General features: G+C 74.9%; 13 protein-coding genes. 4 read left to right on the top strand and 9 right to left on the bottom strand.

The genetic code is table 11. From position 1 onward, the window contains the following. Window positions 1-85: 85 nt before the first annotated feature. Both purD and rsgA read right to left on the bottom strand, forming a co-directional pair. Window positions 86-1342, bottom strand: coding sequence for a phosphoribosylamine--glycine ligase (purD, locus tag WA616_RS14760; RefSeq protein WP_336030936.1), 1257 nt, complete (start codon window positions 1340-1342; stop codon window positions 86-88). Window positions 1343-1364: 22 nt separating this feature from the next. Continuing rightward, complete coding sequence (gene rsgA, locus WA616_RS14755; RefSeq protein WP_336031037.1) at window positions 1365-2393, bottom strand: ribosome small subunit-dependent GTPase A; 1029 nt, start codon at window positions 2391-2393, stop codon at window positions 1365-1367. 108 nt (window positions 2394-2501) lie between these two features. Here rsgA and WA616_RS14750 point away from each other — a divergent pair, with 108 nt between their 5' ends. Beyond that, entirely contained in the window at window positions 2502-3542 is a 1041-nt protein-coding gene (locus tag WA616_RS14750; protein WP_336030934.1) for a glycerophosphodiester phosphodiesterase family protein, read from the top strand. 141 nt (window positions 3543-3683) lie between these two features. Here the strand turns inward: WA616_RS14750 and WA616_RS14745 are convergent, their stop codons facing one another. Then, complete coding sequence (locus WA616_RS14745; RefSeq protein ID WP_336030931.1) at window positions 3684-4973, bottom strand: adenylosuccinate synthase; 1290 nt, start codon at window positions 4971-4973, stop codon at window positions 3684-3686. Window positions 4974-5039: 66 nt separating this feature from the next. Here WA616_RS14745 and WA616_RS14740 point away from each other — a divergent pair, with 66 nt between their 5' ends. The 3 genes from WA616_RS14740 to WA616_RS14730 all read left to right on the top strand — a co-directional run bounded on the left by WA616_RS14740 (window position 5040) and on the right by WA616_RS14730 (window position 7624). Beyond that, entirely contained in the window at window positions 5040-5654 is a 615-nt protein-coding gene (locus WA616_RS14740) for a hypothetical protein (protein WP_336030929.1), read from the top strand. Window positions 5655-5744: 90 nt separating this feature from the next. Next, window positions 5745-6791, top strand: a complete 1047-nt coding sequence (locus tag WA616_RS14735; RefSeq protein ID WP_336030928.1) for an ABC transporter permease — start codon at window positions 5745-5747, stop codon at window positions 6789-6791. Then, entirely contained in the window at window positions 6788-7624 is an 837-nt protein-coding gene (locus WA616_RS14730) for an ATP-binding cassette domain-containing protein (RefSeq protein ID WP_336030927.1), read from the top strand. The genes WA616_RS14735 and WA616_RS14730 overlap by 4 nt, the downstream gene beginning before the upstream one ends. A 27-nt stretch (window positions 7625-7651) precedes the next feature. On the opposite strand, the gene ppsA is transcribed toward WA616_RS14730, so the two are convergent. From ppsA to WA616_RS14700, 6 genes are all read right to left on the bottom strand, one after another. Continuing rightward, window positions 7652-10060, bottom strand: coding sequence for a phosphoenolpyruvate synthase (gene ppsA / locus WA616_RS14725; RefSeq protein ID WP_336030925.1), 2409 nt, complete (start codon window positions 10058-10060; stop codon window positions 7652-7654). Continuing rightward, window positions 10057-10956, bottom strand: a complete 900-nt coding sequence (locus WA616_RS14720) for a pyruvate, water dikinase regulatory protein (protein ID WP_073421053.1) — start codon at window positions 10954-10956, stop codon at window positions 10057-10059. Before WA616_RS14720 ends, ppsA begins: the two co-directional genes overlap by 4 nt. A 92-nt stretch (window positions 10957-11048) precedes the next feature. Beyond that, on the bottom strand, window positions 11049-11192 hold the full coding sequence (locus tag WA616_RS14715; protein ID WP_175562899.1) for a GPGG-motif small membrane protein: 144 nt from the start codon (window positions 11190-11192) through the stop codon (window positions 11049-11051). A 212-nt stretch (window positions 11193-11404) separates the two neighbouring features. Further along, a complete protein-coding gene (locus tag WA616_RS14710) occupies window positions 11405-11809 on the bottom strand; it encodes a DUF3151 domain-containing protein (RefSeq protein ID WP_073421051.1) in 405 nt (134 codons plus the stop codon). Between the two features lie 3 nt (window positions 11810-11812). After that, a complete protein-coding gene (gene fbaA / locus WA616_RS14705) occupies window positions 11813-12847 on the bottom strand; it encodes a class II fructose-bisphosphate aldolase (protein ID WP_336030920.1) in 1035 nt (344 codons plus the stop codon). Between the two features lie 74 nt (window positions 12848-12921). Beyond that, window positions 12922-14316 (bottom strand): FAD-binding oxidoreductase, encoded by a 1395-nt coding sequence (locus WA616_RS14700; protein WP_336030917.1) that lies wholly within the window; start codon window positions 14314-14316, stop codon window positions 12922-12924. Window positions 14317-14323 lie beyond the last annotated feature (7 nt).

The following is a 14323-nucleotide window of genomic DNA, read 5'->3' as shown; positions in this document are numbered from 1 at the left end:
AGGTGACCTGATCGGAGCGCCTCCTCCCTCACGGCGGGAGGTGAGGGAGGAGGCGCTGCGGTGAGGGAGGACGGGGCCTCGGCCGCTAGCCGACGGTGATGCGCCCCTCGACGGCGGCCAGGGCGATGTCGCTGCGCCAGTGCGCGCCGGCCAGCCGGACCGCGGCCACCCGCTCGTAGGCCGCCTGGCGCGCGGCGGCGAGGTCGGCGCCGGTCGCGGTCACCGCGAGCACCCGACCGCCGGCCGAGCGCACCGTCCCCTCGGCGTCCACGGTGGTGCCGGCGTGCAGCACGCCCTCGCCGTCGGCGCCGGTGACCGGGTCGCCGGTGCGCGGCGCCTCGGGGTAGCCGGCCGCCGCGACGACCACGGTGACGGCCGCCCCGTCGCGCCAGCGCAGCGGCGGGTGCTCGGCGAGGGTGCCGGTGGCGGCGGCGTGCAGCAGCCCGGCCAGCGGCGTCTCCAGCAACGGCAGCACCACCTGGGTCTCGGGGTCGCCGAAGCGGGCGTTGAACTCGACCACCCGCACGCCGCGCGAGGTGAGCGCCAGCCCGGCGTAGAGCAGGCCGCTGAACGGCTCACCCCGGCGGCGCATCTCGTCGACGGTGGGCTGCAGGACGGTGGCGAGCACCTCCTCCACGAGCCCGGCCGGCGCCCACGGCAGCGGCGCGTAGGCGCCCATCCCGCCGGTGTTGGGGCCGGCGTCGCCGTCGTCGCGGCGCTTGTGGTCCTGGGCGGGCACCAGCGGCAGCACCGTCGTGCCGTCGGTGACGGCGAACAGCGACACCTCCGGGCCGTCGAGGTACTCCTCGACCAGCACCGCTCCCCCGGCGTCGAGCACCCGGTGCCCGTGCGCCACGGCGGCGTCCCGGTCGGTCGTGACGACGACGCCCTTGCCGGCGGCGAGCCCGTCGTCCTTGACCACGTACGGCGCGCCGGCCTCGTCGAGGACCGTCTCCAGCTCCGCCGCCCCGCCGACCGGCCACGAGCGGGCGGTGGGCACGCCGGCGGCGGCCATCACGTGCTTGGCGAAGGACTTGCTGCCCTCGATCTGCGCGGCCTGCTCCGACGGGCCGAAGCAGGCGATGCCGGCGTCGCGCACCGCGTCGGCGGCGCCGGCGACCAGCGGCACCTCCGGACCGACGACGACCAGGTCGGCGCCCCAGCCGCTGGCCAGCGCCGCGACCGCCACCGGGTCGGCGACGTCGACCGGCGCGGCCTCCGCGATCGCCCGCGTGCCGGCGTTGCCCGGCGCGCAGGCCAGCGCGGTCACCGCGGGGTCGGACGACAGAGCGACGCACAGGGCGTGCTCCCGGGCTCCGGAGCCGATCACGAGCACGCGCACGGACGGCGACCCTACCGACGCCTCACCGCACCCGGTTCGGCTGCGCCCGCATCGCCCGGTGCAGCGCCTTCACGCGCTGGTGCTCGGCGGCCCGGGCGCGCGCGTCGGCCCGCAGCGCCTGCCGGTGCGCCTCGGCCTGCAGCTTGCGCCAGCCGAGCAGCCGGGCGGGGTCGAGCCGGCCGTCGTCGATGGCGGCGGCGACGGCGCAGCCGGGCTCGGTGCGGTGCGCGCAGTCCCGGAACCGGCAGTGCGCGGAGAACCCCGCGACGTCGGCGTACGCGGTGTCGACGCCCTCGTCGTCGTAGAGGCCGAGCTCGCGCATGCCGGGGGTGTCGACGAGCAGGCCGCCGCCGGGCAGCAGGTGCAGCTCGCGGGAGGTCGTGGTGTGCCGGCCGCGACCGTCGGCCTCGCGGACCTCCCGCGTGGGCGCCACCTCGTGCCCGGCCAGCGCGTTGGCCAGCGAGGACTTCCCCACGCCCGACGGCCCCACCATGGCGCCGGTCACGCCGGGGGCGAGCAGCGCACGGACGGCGTCGAGCCCCTCGCCGGTGTGCGCGCTGACGGCCAGCACGTCGGCGCCCACGGCGTCCTCGGCGACGGCCGCGACCGCCGCCGCGACGTCGTCGCACAGGTCGGCCTTGGTGAGCACGACGACCGGGGTCGCGCCGCTGCCCCACGCGACGGCGAGGTAGCGCTCCACGCGGCGGGCGCGGGTGGGCCCGGCGAGGGCGTCGACGACGAGGACCAGGTCGAGGTTGGCCGCCACCACCTGGGCCGCCGACGTCCGGCCGGCGACGGTGCGGGTGAACGCCGAGCGCCGCGGGAGCAGGGCCACGGCGAGCTCGCCGCGCAGCGCCACCCAGTCGCCGACCGCCGGGCTGTCGACGCCGTCGGGGTCGTACAGCGCGGCGGCCGGGTGCACCCGCCGCTCGCCGTCGGCGGTGAGGACCGTGAGCCGGCCGCGGTCGACCCGCGCCACCCGTCCGGGTGACGTCCCCTCGGGGAGCTGCTCGAGGCGCTCGGGCGACCAGCCGATGTCTGAGAGATGCATCACCCGCCGGATGGTGGACCGCAGGTCAGCGTGCCGTCCTCCCATTTCTCAGCGACGCGCCAGGCTGCGTTCGCCATCCCGACACCTCGGTCGGGTGTTCTGGATGGCATGCACGCGACCGAGTCGCTCGCGACTCACGCACGGGTCCGCACCTCGGGCCCCTTCGTCGTCGGTCACCGCGGTGCCTGTGCGTACCGCCCGGAGCACACCCTCGCCAGCTACGAGCTGGCCATCGACATGGGCGCGGACCTCATCGAGCCCGACATCGTCGTCACCCGGGACGGCGCGCTCGTCGCACGGCACGAGAACGAGCTGTCCCGCACCACCGACGTCGCCTCCCGGCCCGAGTTCGCCGACCGGCGCACCAGCCGCCGCGTGGGCCGCAAGAAGCGCACCGGCTGGTTCGCCGAGGACTTCACGCTCGAGGAGCTCCGCACCCTGCGCGCCGTCGAGCGCAAGCCGGGGCTGCGCCCGCTCAACACCGCCTACGACGGGCAGTTCGGCATCCTCACCCTCGAGGAGGTCGTCGACCTGGCCCGCCGCCGGTCCACCCCGCAGCGGCAGGTCCGCGTGCTGGCCGAGCTGAAGAAGCCCAGCTGGTCGGCCGAGCGCGGCCAGCCGATGACCGAGCTGGTCGCCGCGGAGCTGCGCCGCCTGGACGCCTCCTCCCCCGACGGGCCGGTGGTGCTGCAGTCCTTCGACGCCGCGGCGCTGCGCCGGCTGCGCGCCGACCTCAGCGACGACGGCCCGCAGATGTTCCAGCTCGTCGACATCGCCTCCTCCGACGACCACCTGCTCACCAACGCCGGACTGCGCGCGGTGTCCACCTACGCCCAGGGCATCGCGCCCTGCGTCGACCGGATCCTGCTGCGCGACGCCGACGACACCATGACCGGCGTCTCCGACCTCGTCGCCCGCGCGCACGCCGCCGGGCTGCTGGTCGTGCCGTGGACGCTGGCCGCGGAGAACACCTACCTGCCGCGCCACCTGCGCAGCAGTGACGACCCGGCCGCCGCCGGTGACGCCCGCGGCGCCGCCCGGCTGCTGCTCGCGCTCGGCGTCGACGGGATCATCACGGACAACCCCGACGTCGTCGTCGCCGCCCGCGCCGAGATGGAGACGACCCAGCCGGTCCGCCAGGCCGCCTGACCACCCATCCGACGGGAGCCGCCCTGCGAGGCGGCGCGAGGAGTGGGGGCCAGAGGCCTCCGCGACCGAGTGCCGGGAAGGGCTCCACGCCACAGGGGACGGCACCTGGCCGCGGTGTCGGCCGGTAGGCCGACGACGTGATCAGTCGAGAAGGTCGTGGACGACGACGTTCTCGTCGCGGCCCGGGCCGACGCCGATCACGCTGATCCGCGCGCCCGAGAGCTCCTCGAGCCGGCGCACGTAGGCCTGCGCGTTGGCCGGCAGCTCGTCGAAGGACCGGCAGTGCCGGATGTCCTCGAACCAGCCCGGCATCTCCTCGTACACCGGCTTGGCGTGGTGGAAGCCGGTCTGGGTCATCGGCATCTCGTCGTGCCGGACGCCGTCGACGTCGTAGGCGACGCAGATCGGCACCGTCTCCAGGCCCGAGAGCACGTCGAGCTTGGTGAGGAAGTAGTCGGTGATCCCGTTGACCCGGCTGGCGTAGCGCGCGACGACGGCGTCGAACCAGCCGCAGCGGCGGTCGCGGCCGGTGGTCACGCCGACCTCGCCGCCCTGCTTGCGCAGGTACTCGCCGTTGGCGTCGAACAGCTCCGTCGGGAACGGGCCCGAGCCCACGCGGGTCGTGTAGGCCTTGAGGATGCCGACCACCCGGGAGATGCGGGTGGGGCCGATGCCGCTGCCGGTGGCCGCGCCGCCCGCGGTCGGGTTCGACGACGTGACGAACGGATAGGTGCCGTGGTCGACGTCGAGCAGCGTGCCCTGCGAGCCCTCCAGCAGCACCCACTCGCCCGCGTCGAGCGCGTTCGCGAGCATCAGCCGGGTGTCGGCGATCCGGTCGCGGAGCTGCTCGGCGTACCCGGCGTACTCCTCGACGACCTCGTCGACGTCAATGGCCTTGCGGTTGTAGACCTTGACCAGCACCTGGTTCTTCTCCACCAGGGTGCCCTCGAGCTTCTGCCGCAGGATCGACAGGTCGAGCAGGTCGGCCACGCGGATGCCGGTGCGGGCCACCTTGTCGCCGTACGCGGGGCCGATGCCGCGGCCGGTGGTGCCGATCTTGCGCTTGCCGAGGAACCGCTCGGTGACCCGGTCCAGCGCCCGGTGGTGCGGCATGATCAGGTGCGCGTCCGCCGAGATGACCAGCTTCGAGGTGTCGACGCCGCGCTCCTCGAGCCCGGCGAGCTCGCCGATGAGCACCTGCGGGTCGACGACGACGCCGTTGCCGATCACCGGCGTGCAGCCCGGCGTGAGGATCCCCGACGGGATCAGGTGCAGGGCGTACCGCTCGCCGTCGGGCGTGATCACGGTGTGCCCGGCGTTGTTGCCGCCCTGGTAGCGGACCACGTACGGGACCCGGCCGCCGAGGAGGTCGGTGGCCTTGCCCTTGCCCTCGTCGCCCCACTGGGCACCGATCAGCACGACTGCCGGCATCGGGTGACGCACCCCTTCGTCGTCGACACCGGCAGCGACCGGTCTGTCAGGTGGCAGGGTATCGGCATGTCCCTCGTCGAGTTCGACCTGCGCGGTCTCGGGCCCGGGGAGGCACCCGAGCGAGCCGCCGTCGCCGCGGCCGCCGACGCCGGTGCGCTGCTCGTGCGCGGCCCGGTGGCGGCGCTGTCGGCGGTGCTGGCCGCGCTCGTCCGCGCCGGGCGGACCGCCGAGGTCCCGGTGTCGTGGGAGCCCGCCGACGACGCCTCCTCGCGCGGGCTGGCCCGCGACCTCGGCATCGGGAGCGGCGCCGAGCGCGAGCTGTCGCTGGTGCGCGACGACCACGGCGGCGTGCTGCTGCAGCACGGGCGCTACGAGGCCGCCGAGAAGGGCCGGCTGCCGCTGGCCGCGCGCCTGGGCGTGCAGGCCCACCACGACGACCAGCGGGTGGCCGACGGGACCGTCGCCCGGATCGAGGTCCGCCCCGACTGGACCGCCGTCGACACCCTCCGCGTCGTCGTCTCCCCCCAGCTCATGCGGCCGCCGCGGCGCAGCACCGGCCGGGCGCTGCAGCTGGCCAGCGACCCGGCGCAGGTCACCCGCGACGGCGTCGTCTTCCCCCGGCCGGTCACCCGCTGGACCTGGTACGCCGACGACCGGGTGCGCTGGCGGCTGCGGCCCTGAGCTGCGGGGACGCGGGACGGGGCGCGGTCGTGGACACTGGGGAGGCCCCAGCCCCGAGGAGGCCCCGCTGCGCCCGTGTCCGGTGACCCGGTGACCGTCGACCGCCTGCCCTTCGCGCGGGTGTCCCCGCCGCGCCGCCGGGTCCTCGACCGGGTGCTCGCCCGCCCGAGCCTGGCCGCCGTGGTGGGTCTCGCCGTCGTCGTCCTGGTGTTCGGGCTGCGGGTGCCGGAGCTGCTCACCCCGGAGGGCCTGGCCGGCGTCCTGGACCAGGCGGCGCTGCTCGGCATCGGCGGGGTGGCCGTGGGGCTGCTGCTGGTGGGCGGCCACTTCGACCTGTCCATCGGCACGGTGGCCGTGGCCAGCTCGGTCCTCACCGGCGTCCTCGTCGGGCAGCAGGGCTGGGGCGTCTGGCCGGCGCTGCTGCTGTCCCTGGCCTGCGCGCTGGCGGTCGGGACGGTCAACGGCTGGCTGGTCGTGCGCACCGGGCTGCCGAGCTTCCTGGTCACCCTCGCCACCGCGCTGGTGCTGCAGGGGACGACGCTGTCGACGCTGCCGCTCGTCGCCGGGGCGCCGCGGATCAGCGGGCTGGACGTCGCGCCCGGCTGGTCGTCGGCGTCGGCGCTGTTCGGGTCGACGGCGGAGGTCGGCGGCGGCGTCTTCCCGGTCTCGCTGCTGTGGTGGCTGGCGGCCACCGCCGGCGCGGGGTGGCTGCTGTGGCGCACCCGCTTCGGCAACGAGGTGCTGGCGATGGGCGGGTCGCGCCGGGCGGCCGCGGAGCTCGGCGTCCCGGTGCCGCGGACGACGTTCGTGCTGTACGCGCTCACCGCGACCGCGGGCTGGCTGCTCGGCACGCTCGCCCTGGTCCCCGCCGCGAGCGTCGCCGCCACCCCGTCGCTGACCACCGCGATCGACCTCGTCGTCGTCGCCGTGCTCGGCGGGTGCCTGCTCACCGGCGGGTACGGCTCGATGGCCGGCGCCGCGGTCGGCGCGCTGCTCTACGCCGTCGCGCGCAGCGGGTTCGAGCTGTCGGGCTGGGACCCGCGGTGGTCGCAGGTGCTGCTCGGCGTGCTGCTGCTGGTGGCGCTCGCCTTCGGCGGGGTGGTGCGGGGGCGGCTGCGCGCCGCGCCGCGCTCGTGAGCACCGCCGCCGGCAGCACCGCCGGCCGGCCCGACGGCGCCCCGCCGGTCCTGGAGCTGCGCGGGGTGACCGTGCGCCACGGCGGCGTGCCCGCCCTGGACCGGGTGGGCATGGCGCTGGAGGGCGGGCGGATCACCTGCCTGCTGGGCGAGAACGGCTCGGGGAAGTCGACGCTCGTGGCGCTGCTGTCGGGGCTGCAGCGGCCCGACGAGGGCGAGCTGCTCCTCGACGGCCGGCCCGTGCGGCTGCGCAGCCCCCGCGCGGCGCGGGCGGCCGGCATCGCGACCGTCTGGCAGGACCTCGCCGTCGCACCGCTGCTGTCGGTGTGGCGCAACCTGTGCCTGGGCGCCGAGCCCACCCGCGGGGCGTGGCCGCTGCGGCGGCTCGACGTCGACGCCGCCCGCGAGACCGCCGTGCGCGCGCTCGCCGGGATCGGCGTCACCGGCGTCGACCCCGACCAGCCGGTCAGCACGCTGCAGGCCGGCGCCCGGCAGAGCCTCGCCATCGCCCGGGCCGTGCACTACGGCGCCCGCGCGCTGGTCCTCGACGAGCCCACCGAGCCGATGACCATCGCGCAGCACACCCTCGTGGGGCAGGCGGTGCTCGGCGCCCGGGCGCGCGGCCTCGCCGTCGTCCTGGTCACGCACAACCCGCGCTACGCCCACCTCGTGGGCGACCGCTTCCTGCTGCTGGCGCGCGGCCAGGTGGCCGGCGACCTCACCCGCGCCGACGTCGACTCCGACGACCTCACCCGGCTCATGGCCGGCGGCGAGGAGCTCACCGCGCTGACCACCCGCCTGCAGGAGCTGCACCCCGAGCTCGGCGACCGCTGAGCGGCCGCCGGGCCCGGGGGAGCCGGGTCAGCCGGCGTCCGGTCCGGCCTTGGCCAGGTGCAGCCAGGTGTCGACGACGGTGTCCGGGTTGAGCGACATCGACTCGATGCCCTGCTCGAGCAGCCACAGTGCGAGGTCGGGGTGGTCGCTGGGGCCCTGGCCGCAGATGCCGACGTACTTGCCGCGCGCCCGGCACGCCTGGATGGCCATCTCCAGCACCCGCAGCACCGCCGGGTCGCGCTCGTCGAAGCGGTCGGCCACCAGGGCGGAGTCGCGGTCGAGGCCGAGGACGAGCTGGGTCATGTCGTTGGAGCCGATGGAGAACCCGTCGACGTGGTCGAGGAAGGCGTCGGCGAGCAGCGCGTTGCTCGGCAGCTCGCACATCATCACGACCGACAGGTCGTTCTCCCCGCGGCGCAGGCCGTGCGAGGCCAGCAGCTCCACCACGCCCTCGATCTCGGCGACCGTGCGGACGAACGGGATCATGACCTTCACGTTCGTCAGGCCCATCTCGTCGCGCACGTGGCGCAGGGCCTCGCACTCCATCGCGAAGCACTCGGCGAAGTCCTCCGACAGGTACCGGGAGGCGCCCCGGTACCCGATCATCGGGTTCTCCTCGTCGGGCTCGTAGCGCTCGCCGCCGAGCAGGTTGGCGTACTCGTTGGACTTGAAGTCGCTCATCCGCACGATCACCGGCTCGGGCGCGAAGGCCGCGGCGATCATGGCCACGCCCTCGGCGACCCGCTGCACGAAGAAGTCCCGCGGCGAGGGGTAGGCCGCGATCCGGTCGGCGACCTCCTCGCGCAGCCGGCCGGGGAGCTCGTCGAACTCCAGCAGCGCCTTCGGGTGGATGCCGATCTGCCGGTTGATGACGAACTCGAGCCGGGCCAGCCCGACGCCGGCGTTGGGCAGCCGGGAGAAGGCGAACGCCTGCTCCGGCGTCCCGACGTTCATCATGATCTTGGTGGGGACCGGGGGCATGGCGTCGAGGCGGGTCTCCTCCACCTCGAAGTCGACGGCGCCCTCGTAGACGTGGCCGGTGTCCCCCTCGGCGCAGGAGACGGTGACCTCCTGGCCGTCGGCGAGCGAGCGGGTGGCCGATCCGGTGCCCACGACGGCCGGGATGCCGAGCTCGCGGGCGATGATCGCCGCGTGGCAGGTGCGCCCGCCGCGGTTGGTCACGATCGCCGAGGCGCGCTTCATGATCGGCTCCCAGTCGGGGTCGGTCATGTCGGCGACCAGGACGTCGCCGGGGCGGAAGTCGCCCATCTCCTCGAGGTCGCGCAGCACCCGGACCGCGCCCGCGCCGATCTTCTGCCCGATCGCCCGGCCCTCGACCAGCACGGTGCCCGAGCCGGTCAGCCGGAAGCGCTCGGTGCCGCTGCCCGTGCGCGACTGGACGGTCTCCGGGCGCGCCTGCAGCACGTACAGGCCGCCGTCGACGCCGTCCTTGCCCCACTCGACGTCCATCGGGCGCCCGTAGTGCTCCTCGATCACCAGCGCGTAGCGGGCCAGCTCGGTGACCTCGTCGTCGGTCAGGGACAGCACCCGGCGGTCGGCGGGGTCGACGTCGACGAACTCGGTGGTGCGGCCGACCTCGGTGGAGTCGGTGTAGACCATCTTGGTGGCCTTGTCGCCCACGCCCCGCTTGAGGATCGCGGGGCGCCCGGCGCGCAGCGCGGGCTTGTAGACGTAGAACTCGTCGGGGTTGACCGCCCCCTGCACCACGCCCTCGCCCAGGCCGTAGGCGGCGGTGACGAAGACGGCGTCGGGGAAGCCGGACTCGGTGTCGACGGTGAACAGCACCCCGGAGGCCCCGACGTCGGAGCGCACCATCCGCTGCACGCCGGCCGACAGCGCGACGGTGTCGTGCTCGAAGCCGTGGTGCACGCGGTAGGCGATCGCCCGGTCGTTGTAGAGGGAGGCGTAGACCTCGCGGACGGCCTGCAGCACCGCGTCGATGCCGCGGACGTTGAGGAAGGTCTCCTGCTGGCCGGCGAACGAGGCGTCGGGCAGGTCCTCGGCGGTGGCGCTGGAGCGGACGGCGAACGACAGCGCGTCGTCGTCGCCCACGAGTTGCTCGTAGGCGGTGCGGATGTCGGCCTCGAGCTGCTCGGGGAAGGGCTGGCCGACGACCCAGCCGCGGATCTCCCGGCCCGCGGCGGCCAGTTCGCGGACGTCGTCGGTGTCCAGGTCGCGCAGCCGCTCGGAGATGCGCTCCGCGAGGCCGGTGTCGCCCAGGAAGTGCCGGTAGGCGGTGGCGGTGGTGGCGAAGCCGTCGGGCACGCGCACGCCGGCGTCGGCGAGGTGGGAGATCATCTCGCCGAGCGAGGCGTTCTTGCCGCCGACCTCATCGAGGTCGCCCATCCCCAGGTCGGCGAACCAGCGGACGTTCTCCGTACCGGCGTTCGTGCTCGCGGGGCGTTCGGTGCTCACGCGGTCCCTCCCGGGGTTCTGCCCCGCCCGGCGGACCGGCGGTCGCCTCCGCGGCGCCGTCCCCGGGCGAGGGTCTGGATGACGACGGCGGCGATCTCCTCGACCGAGGCCGCGGAGGTGTCCACCGTGGGCAGGCGGTGCGCGTCGTACATGGCCGCGGCCTTGCGCAGCTCGGCGCGGCACTGCGCCTCGGAGGCGTAGCGGGAGTCCGGGCGGCGCTCCTGGCGGACGCGGGACAGCCGGGTGACCGTGGTGGTCAGCCCGAAGCAGCGGTCGGCCAGCGCGCGCACCGGGCGCGGCAGGTCGGTGGTCTCGAGGTCCTCGTCGACCAGCGGGTAGTTGGCGACGAACAGGCCGTGCTGCAGCGCGAGGTACATCGCCGTCGGCGTCTTGCCGCAGCGCGAGGGGGCCAGCAGGACGACGTCGGCCCGCTCCAGCGCCCGCGAGCTCTGCCCGTCGTCGTGCTCGATGGCGAACTCCACGGCCGCCATCCGGTCGTTGTAGCGGCGGACGTCGCCGACGCCGTGCAGCCGGCGGGCCTCGCGCAGGCCGCGGGCGCCGAGCACCTGCTCGACCCGGTCCATGTGCATGCCGAAGAAGTCGATGACCGGGACGCGGCAGCGCAGCAGCTCCTGGCGCACCTCGTCGACGGCGGCGGTCGTGAACACCAGCGGCGTCACCGGGCCGTCGGCGAGCTCGTCGATCTGCGCGACCACCTCGCGGGCCTGCTCGACGGTGGAGATGAACGGCACGAGCGTGCGGTCGAAGTGCAGCTCGGGGAACTGGATGAGCAGCGCGTTGCCCATCGTCTCGGCGCTGATGCCGGTGCTGTCGGACAGGAAGAAGACCGGTACGGCGGGGACCTCGTCACCCGGGCTCGCTGCGTCGCGGTCCATGCCGCGGGATCGTGCCACGGCCGGGCTGCGCGTGCGGAGCGGCTCCCGCGCGCGGTCCGGGGCGGGCACTCCCCCGCCCCGGACCGCGCCGGTCAGGTGAAGACGCTGACGCCGCCGGGACCCACGAGCAGCCCCACGACGATCAGCACGATCCCCCACAGCAGCTGCTTGCGGAGGATCGCGAAGATGCCGGCGACCACGAGGACGACGGCCAGGATCCAGAGCAGTGTCGCCACGGACACCACCTCCCTGCACGGGGCGCCCGGCGGGCGCGTGTTCACGGAGTGTGCTCCCGCGCCCTGCGTCCTGCCTGGTGAACGGAACGGGACCGGTCCCGGTCCACCCGAACCGGTGACGCCGGGTGACCGGCCACCCGCGCACGACGGCCGCCGTCCCCCGGGGAGGGGACGGCGGCCGTGGTGGTGTCAGCTGCGGGGCCGGGCAGGGCTCAGGGCGCGAGCGTCGGGTCGCAGTCGCGCAGCAGCTGGGTGCAGCGCTCCTGCTCGTCGACCTCGCCGATCGCCTCGGCGGCCCGGGCGAGCACGGTGACGCAGCGCAGGAAGCCCCGGTTGGGCTCGTGCGACCACGGCACCGGGCCGTAGCCCTTCCACCCGTTCTTGCGCAGCGCGTCGAGGCCGCGGTGGTAGCCGGTGCGCGCGTAGGCGTAGGCCTCGATGGTTCGGCCGCCCTCGAGCGCGGCCTCGGCCAGCGCCGCCCAGGCGGCGCTGGCGCGGGGGTGGGCGGCGGCCACCTCGGCGGGGTCGGTGCCGGCGGCCAGCGCGGCCTCGGCCTCCGGGTCGCCGGGCAGCAGGGTGGCGGGCGGCTCGCCGAGCAGGTTGTGCGAGTGCGTCATGGCTCAGGCGCTCGGGCTCTGGCCGGCCGACAGGAGGTCCTCGCACGCCTGCTGGACGCGCGCGGCCATCCCGGTCTCGGCGAGCTTCATGTAGGGCCGCGGGTCGTAGGCCTTCTTGTTGCCGACCTCGCCGTCGACCTTCAGCACGCCGTCGTAGTTGCTGAACATGTGCCCGGCGATCGGCCGGGTGAAGGCGTACTGGGTGTCGGTGTCGACGTTCATCTTCACCACGCCGTAGGACAGCGCCTCGCGGATCTCCGACTGCAGCGAGCCCGAGCCGCCGTGGAAGACGAAGTTGAACGGCTTGCTGCCCTCGGGCAGGCCGAGCTCCTGCGTGACGACCTCCTGGCCCTCCTTGAGGATCTCCGGCCGCAGCTTGACGTTGCCCGGCTTGTAGACGCCGTGGACGTTGCCGAAGGTGGCCGCGAGCAGGTAGACGCCGCGCTCGCCGAGGCCGAGGGCCTTCGCCGTGGACACGAAGTCGCCGGGGGCGGTGTAGAGCTTGTCGTTGATGTCGTGCGCGACGCCGTCCTCCTCGCCGCCGACGACGCCGATCTCGAGCTCGAGCACGATCTTGGCGGCCGCGCACTTGTCGATGAGCTCCTCGGCGATCTGGAGGTTCTCCTCCAGGTCGATCGCCGAGCCGTCCCACATGTGCGACTGGAACAGCGGCGCCTGGCCGGCGTCGACACGGTCCTTGGACAGCGCGATGAGCGGGCGGACGTAGCTGTCGAGCTTGTCCTTCGGGCAGTGGTCGGTGTGCAGCGCGACGTTGACCGGGTACTTCTCGGCGACGACGTGCGCGAACTCGGCCAGCGCCACCGCGCCGGTGACCATGTCCTTCACCCGGGTGCCCGAGCCGAACTCGGCGCCGCCGGTGGAGAACTGGATGATGCCGTCGCTGCCCGCGTCGGCGAAGCCGCGCAGCGCCGCGTTGATCGTCTCGGACGAGGTGCAGTTGATCGCCGGGTAGGCGAAGCCGCCCTCCTTCGCCCGGCTGATCATGTCGGCGTAGACCTCGGGGGTCGCGATGGGCATCGGGGCACTCCTGTCGATCGACGCTGGTCGGCGTCAGTATCTCCCGGGCGCCGGACCCCCGACAGGCCCCCGTCTCAGGCCCGGCGGCGCAGCACCTTGCCGGGGTTGAGGAGGCCGGCCGGGTCGAGCGCGTCCTTGATCCGGCGGTGCACCTCGAGGGAGACCTCACCGACCTCGCGCTCGAGCCACTCGACCTTGAGCGAGCCGATGCCGTGCTCGCCGGTCACCGTGCCGCCGAGCGACAGCCCGAGCGCGAGGATGTCGTCGAACGCGGCGAACGCCCGGGCGCGCTGGCCGTCGTCGGCGGGGTCGAAGCAGATGGTCGGGTGCATGTTGCCGTCGCCGGCGTGCCCGACGACGCCGATCGTCAGCCCGCGGCGGACGGCGATCCCGTCGCAGCCGTCGAGGAACGCGGCGATCCGCGAGCGCGGCACGGCGACGTCGTCGATGAGGGTGGTGCCCAGCTGCTCCAGCGCGGGCAGCGCCATCCGGCGGGCGGCGAGCAGCAGGTCGCCCTCGGCCGGGTCGTCGGTGGAGTGCACCAGCTGCGCGCCGGCCTCCCGGCACAGCTGCGCCAGCGCCTCGATCTCGGCGGCCGCCGCCGCTCCCCCGCTGTCGGACTGCGCCACCAGCAGGGCGTGCGCGTCGCGGTCGAGGTCGGCGTGCAGCAGGTCGTCGACGGCGCAGATGCAGGTGTTGTCCATGACCTCGAGCAGGCTCGGCACCAGGCCGGAGGTGACCACCCGCTCCACCACCTGGCCGGTCTGCGCGGTGGTGGCGAAGGTGGCCACCAGCGTGACCGGCCGCTGCGGCGCCGGGCGCAGGGCGAGCGTGGCCTCGGTGATCACGCCGAGCGTCCCCTCGGAGCCGACGAACAGCCGCGCGAGGTCGTAGCCCGCGACGCCCTTGACCGTGCGCCGGCCGGTGCGCAGCACCCGCCCGTCGGCGAGCACGACCTCCAGGCCCAGCACGTAGTCGGTCGTGACGCCGTACTTCACGCAGCACAGGCCGCCGGAGTTGGTGGAGAGGTTGCCGCCGATCGTGCACCAGTCGTAGCTGCTCGGGTCGGGGGGATAGAACAGCCCCGAGCCCGCGACGGCGTCGCGCAGCGCCTTGTTGACCACGCCGGGCTGCACGACGGCGAGCCGGTCGGCCGGGGACACCTCGAGGACGGCGTCCATCCGCGTCATCACGAGGGTGATCGCGCCGTCGACGGCGTTGCTCGCGCCGGCCAACCCCGAGCCCGCGCCGCGCGGGACGACGGGGACGCCGTGCCGCGCGGCGACCCGCAGGACGGCGGCGACCTCGTCGGTGCTGCGCGGGAAGACGACCGCGGCCGGGGTGCCGGCCTCGGCGAGCATCGCCTGGTCGCGGGCGTAGGAGGCGGTGACGTCGGGGTCGGTGCGCACGCCGTCGGACCCGAGCGCGGCGGTGAGCTCGTCGACCCACGCGGTGGCGAGTGTGGTCACCGCCACA

Source organism: Geodermatophilus sp. FMUSA9-8 (assembly GCF_037034165.1).
In the GTDB taxonomy this organism is placed as follows: domain Bacteria; phylum Actinomycetota; class Actinomycetes; order Mycobacteriales; family Geodermatophilaceae; genus Geodermatophilus; species Geodermatophilus nigrescens.
The sequence above is the reverse complement of the archived record's forward strand: the minus strand, read 5'-3'. Positions and strand labels throughout refer to the sequence as shown.

Excerpts from the sequence above, each read along its gene's own strand:
- WA616_RS14745 (WP_336030931.1), bottom strand. The coding sequence starts at position 4,973 with ATGCCGGCAGTCGTGCTGATCGGTGCCCAGTGGGGCGACGAGGGCAAG.
- rsgA (WP_336031037.1), bottom strand. The coding sequence starts at position 2,393 with ATGCATCTCTCAGACATCGGCTGGTCGCCCGAGCGCCTCGAGCAGCTC.
- WA616_RS14710 (WP_073421051.1), bottom strand. The coding sequence starts at position 11,809 with ATGACGCACTCGCACAACCTGCTCGGCGAGCCGCCCGCCACCCTGCTG.
- WA616_RS14750 (WP_336030934.1), top strand. The coding sequence starts at position 2,502 with ATGCACGCGACCGAGTCGCTCGCGACTCACGCACGGGTCCGCACCTCG.
- fbaA (WP_336030920.1), bottom strand. The coding sequence starts at position 12,847 with ATGCCCATCGCGACCCCCGAGGTCTACGCCGACATGATCAGCCGGGCG.
- WA616_RS14720 (WP_073421053.1), bottom strand. The coding sequence starts at position 10,956 with ATGGACCGCGACGCAGCGAGCCCGGGTGACGAGGTCCCCGCCGTACCG.
- WA616_RS14740 (WP_336030929.1), top strand. The coding sequence starts at position 5,040 with ATGTCCCTCGTCGAGTTCGACCTGCGCGGTCTCGGGCCCGGGGAGGCA.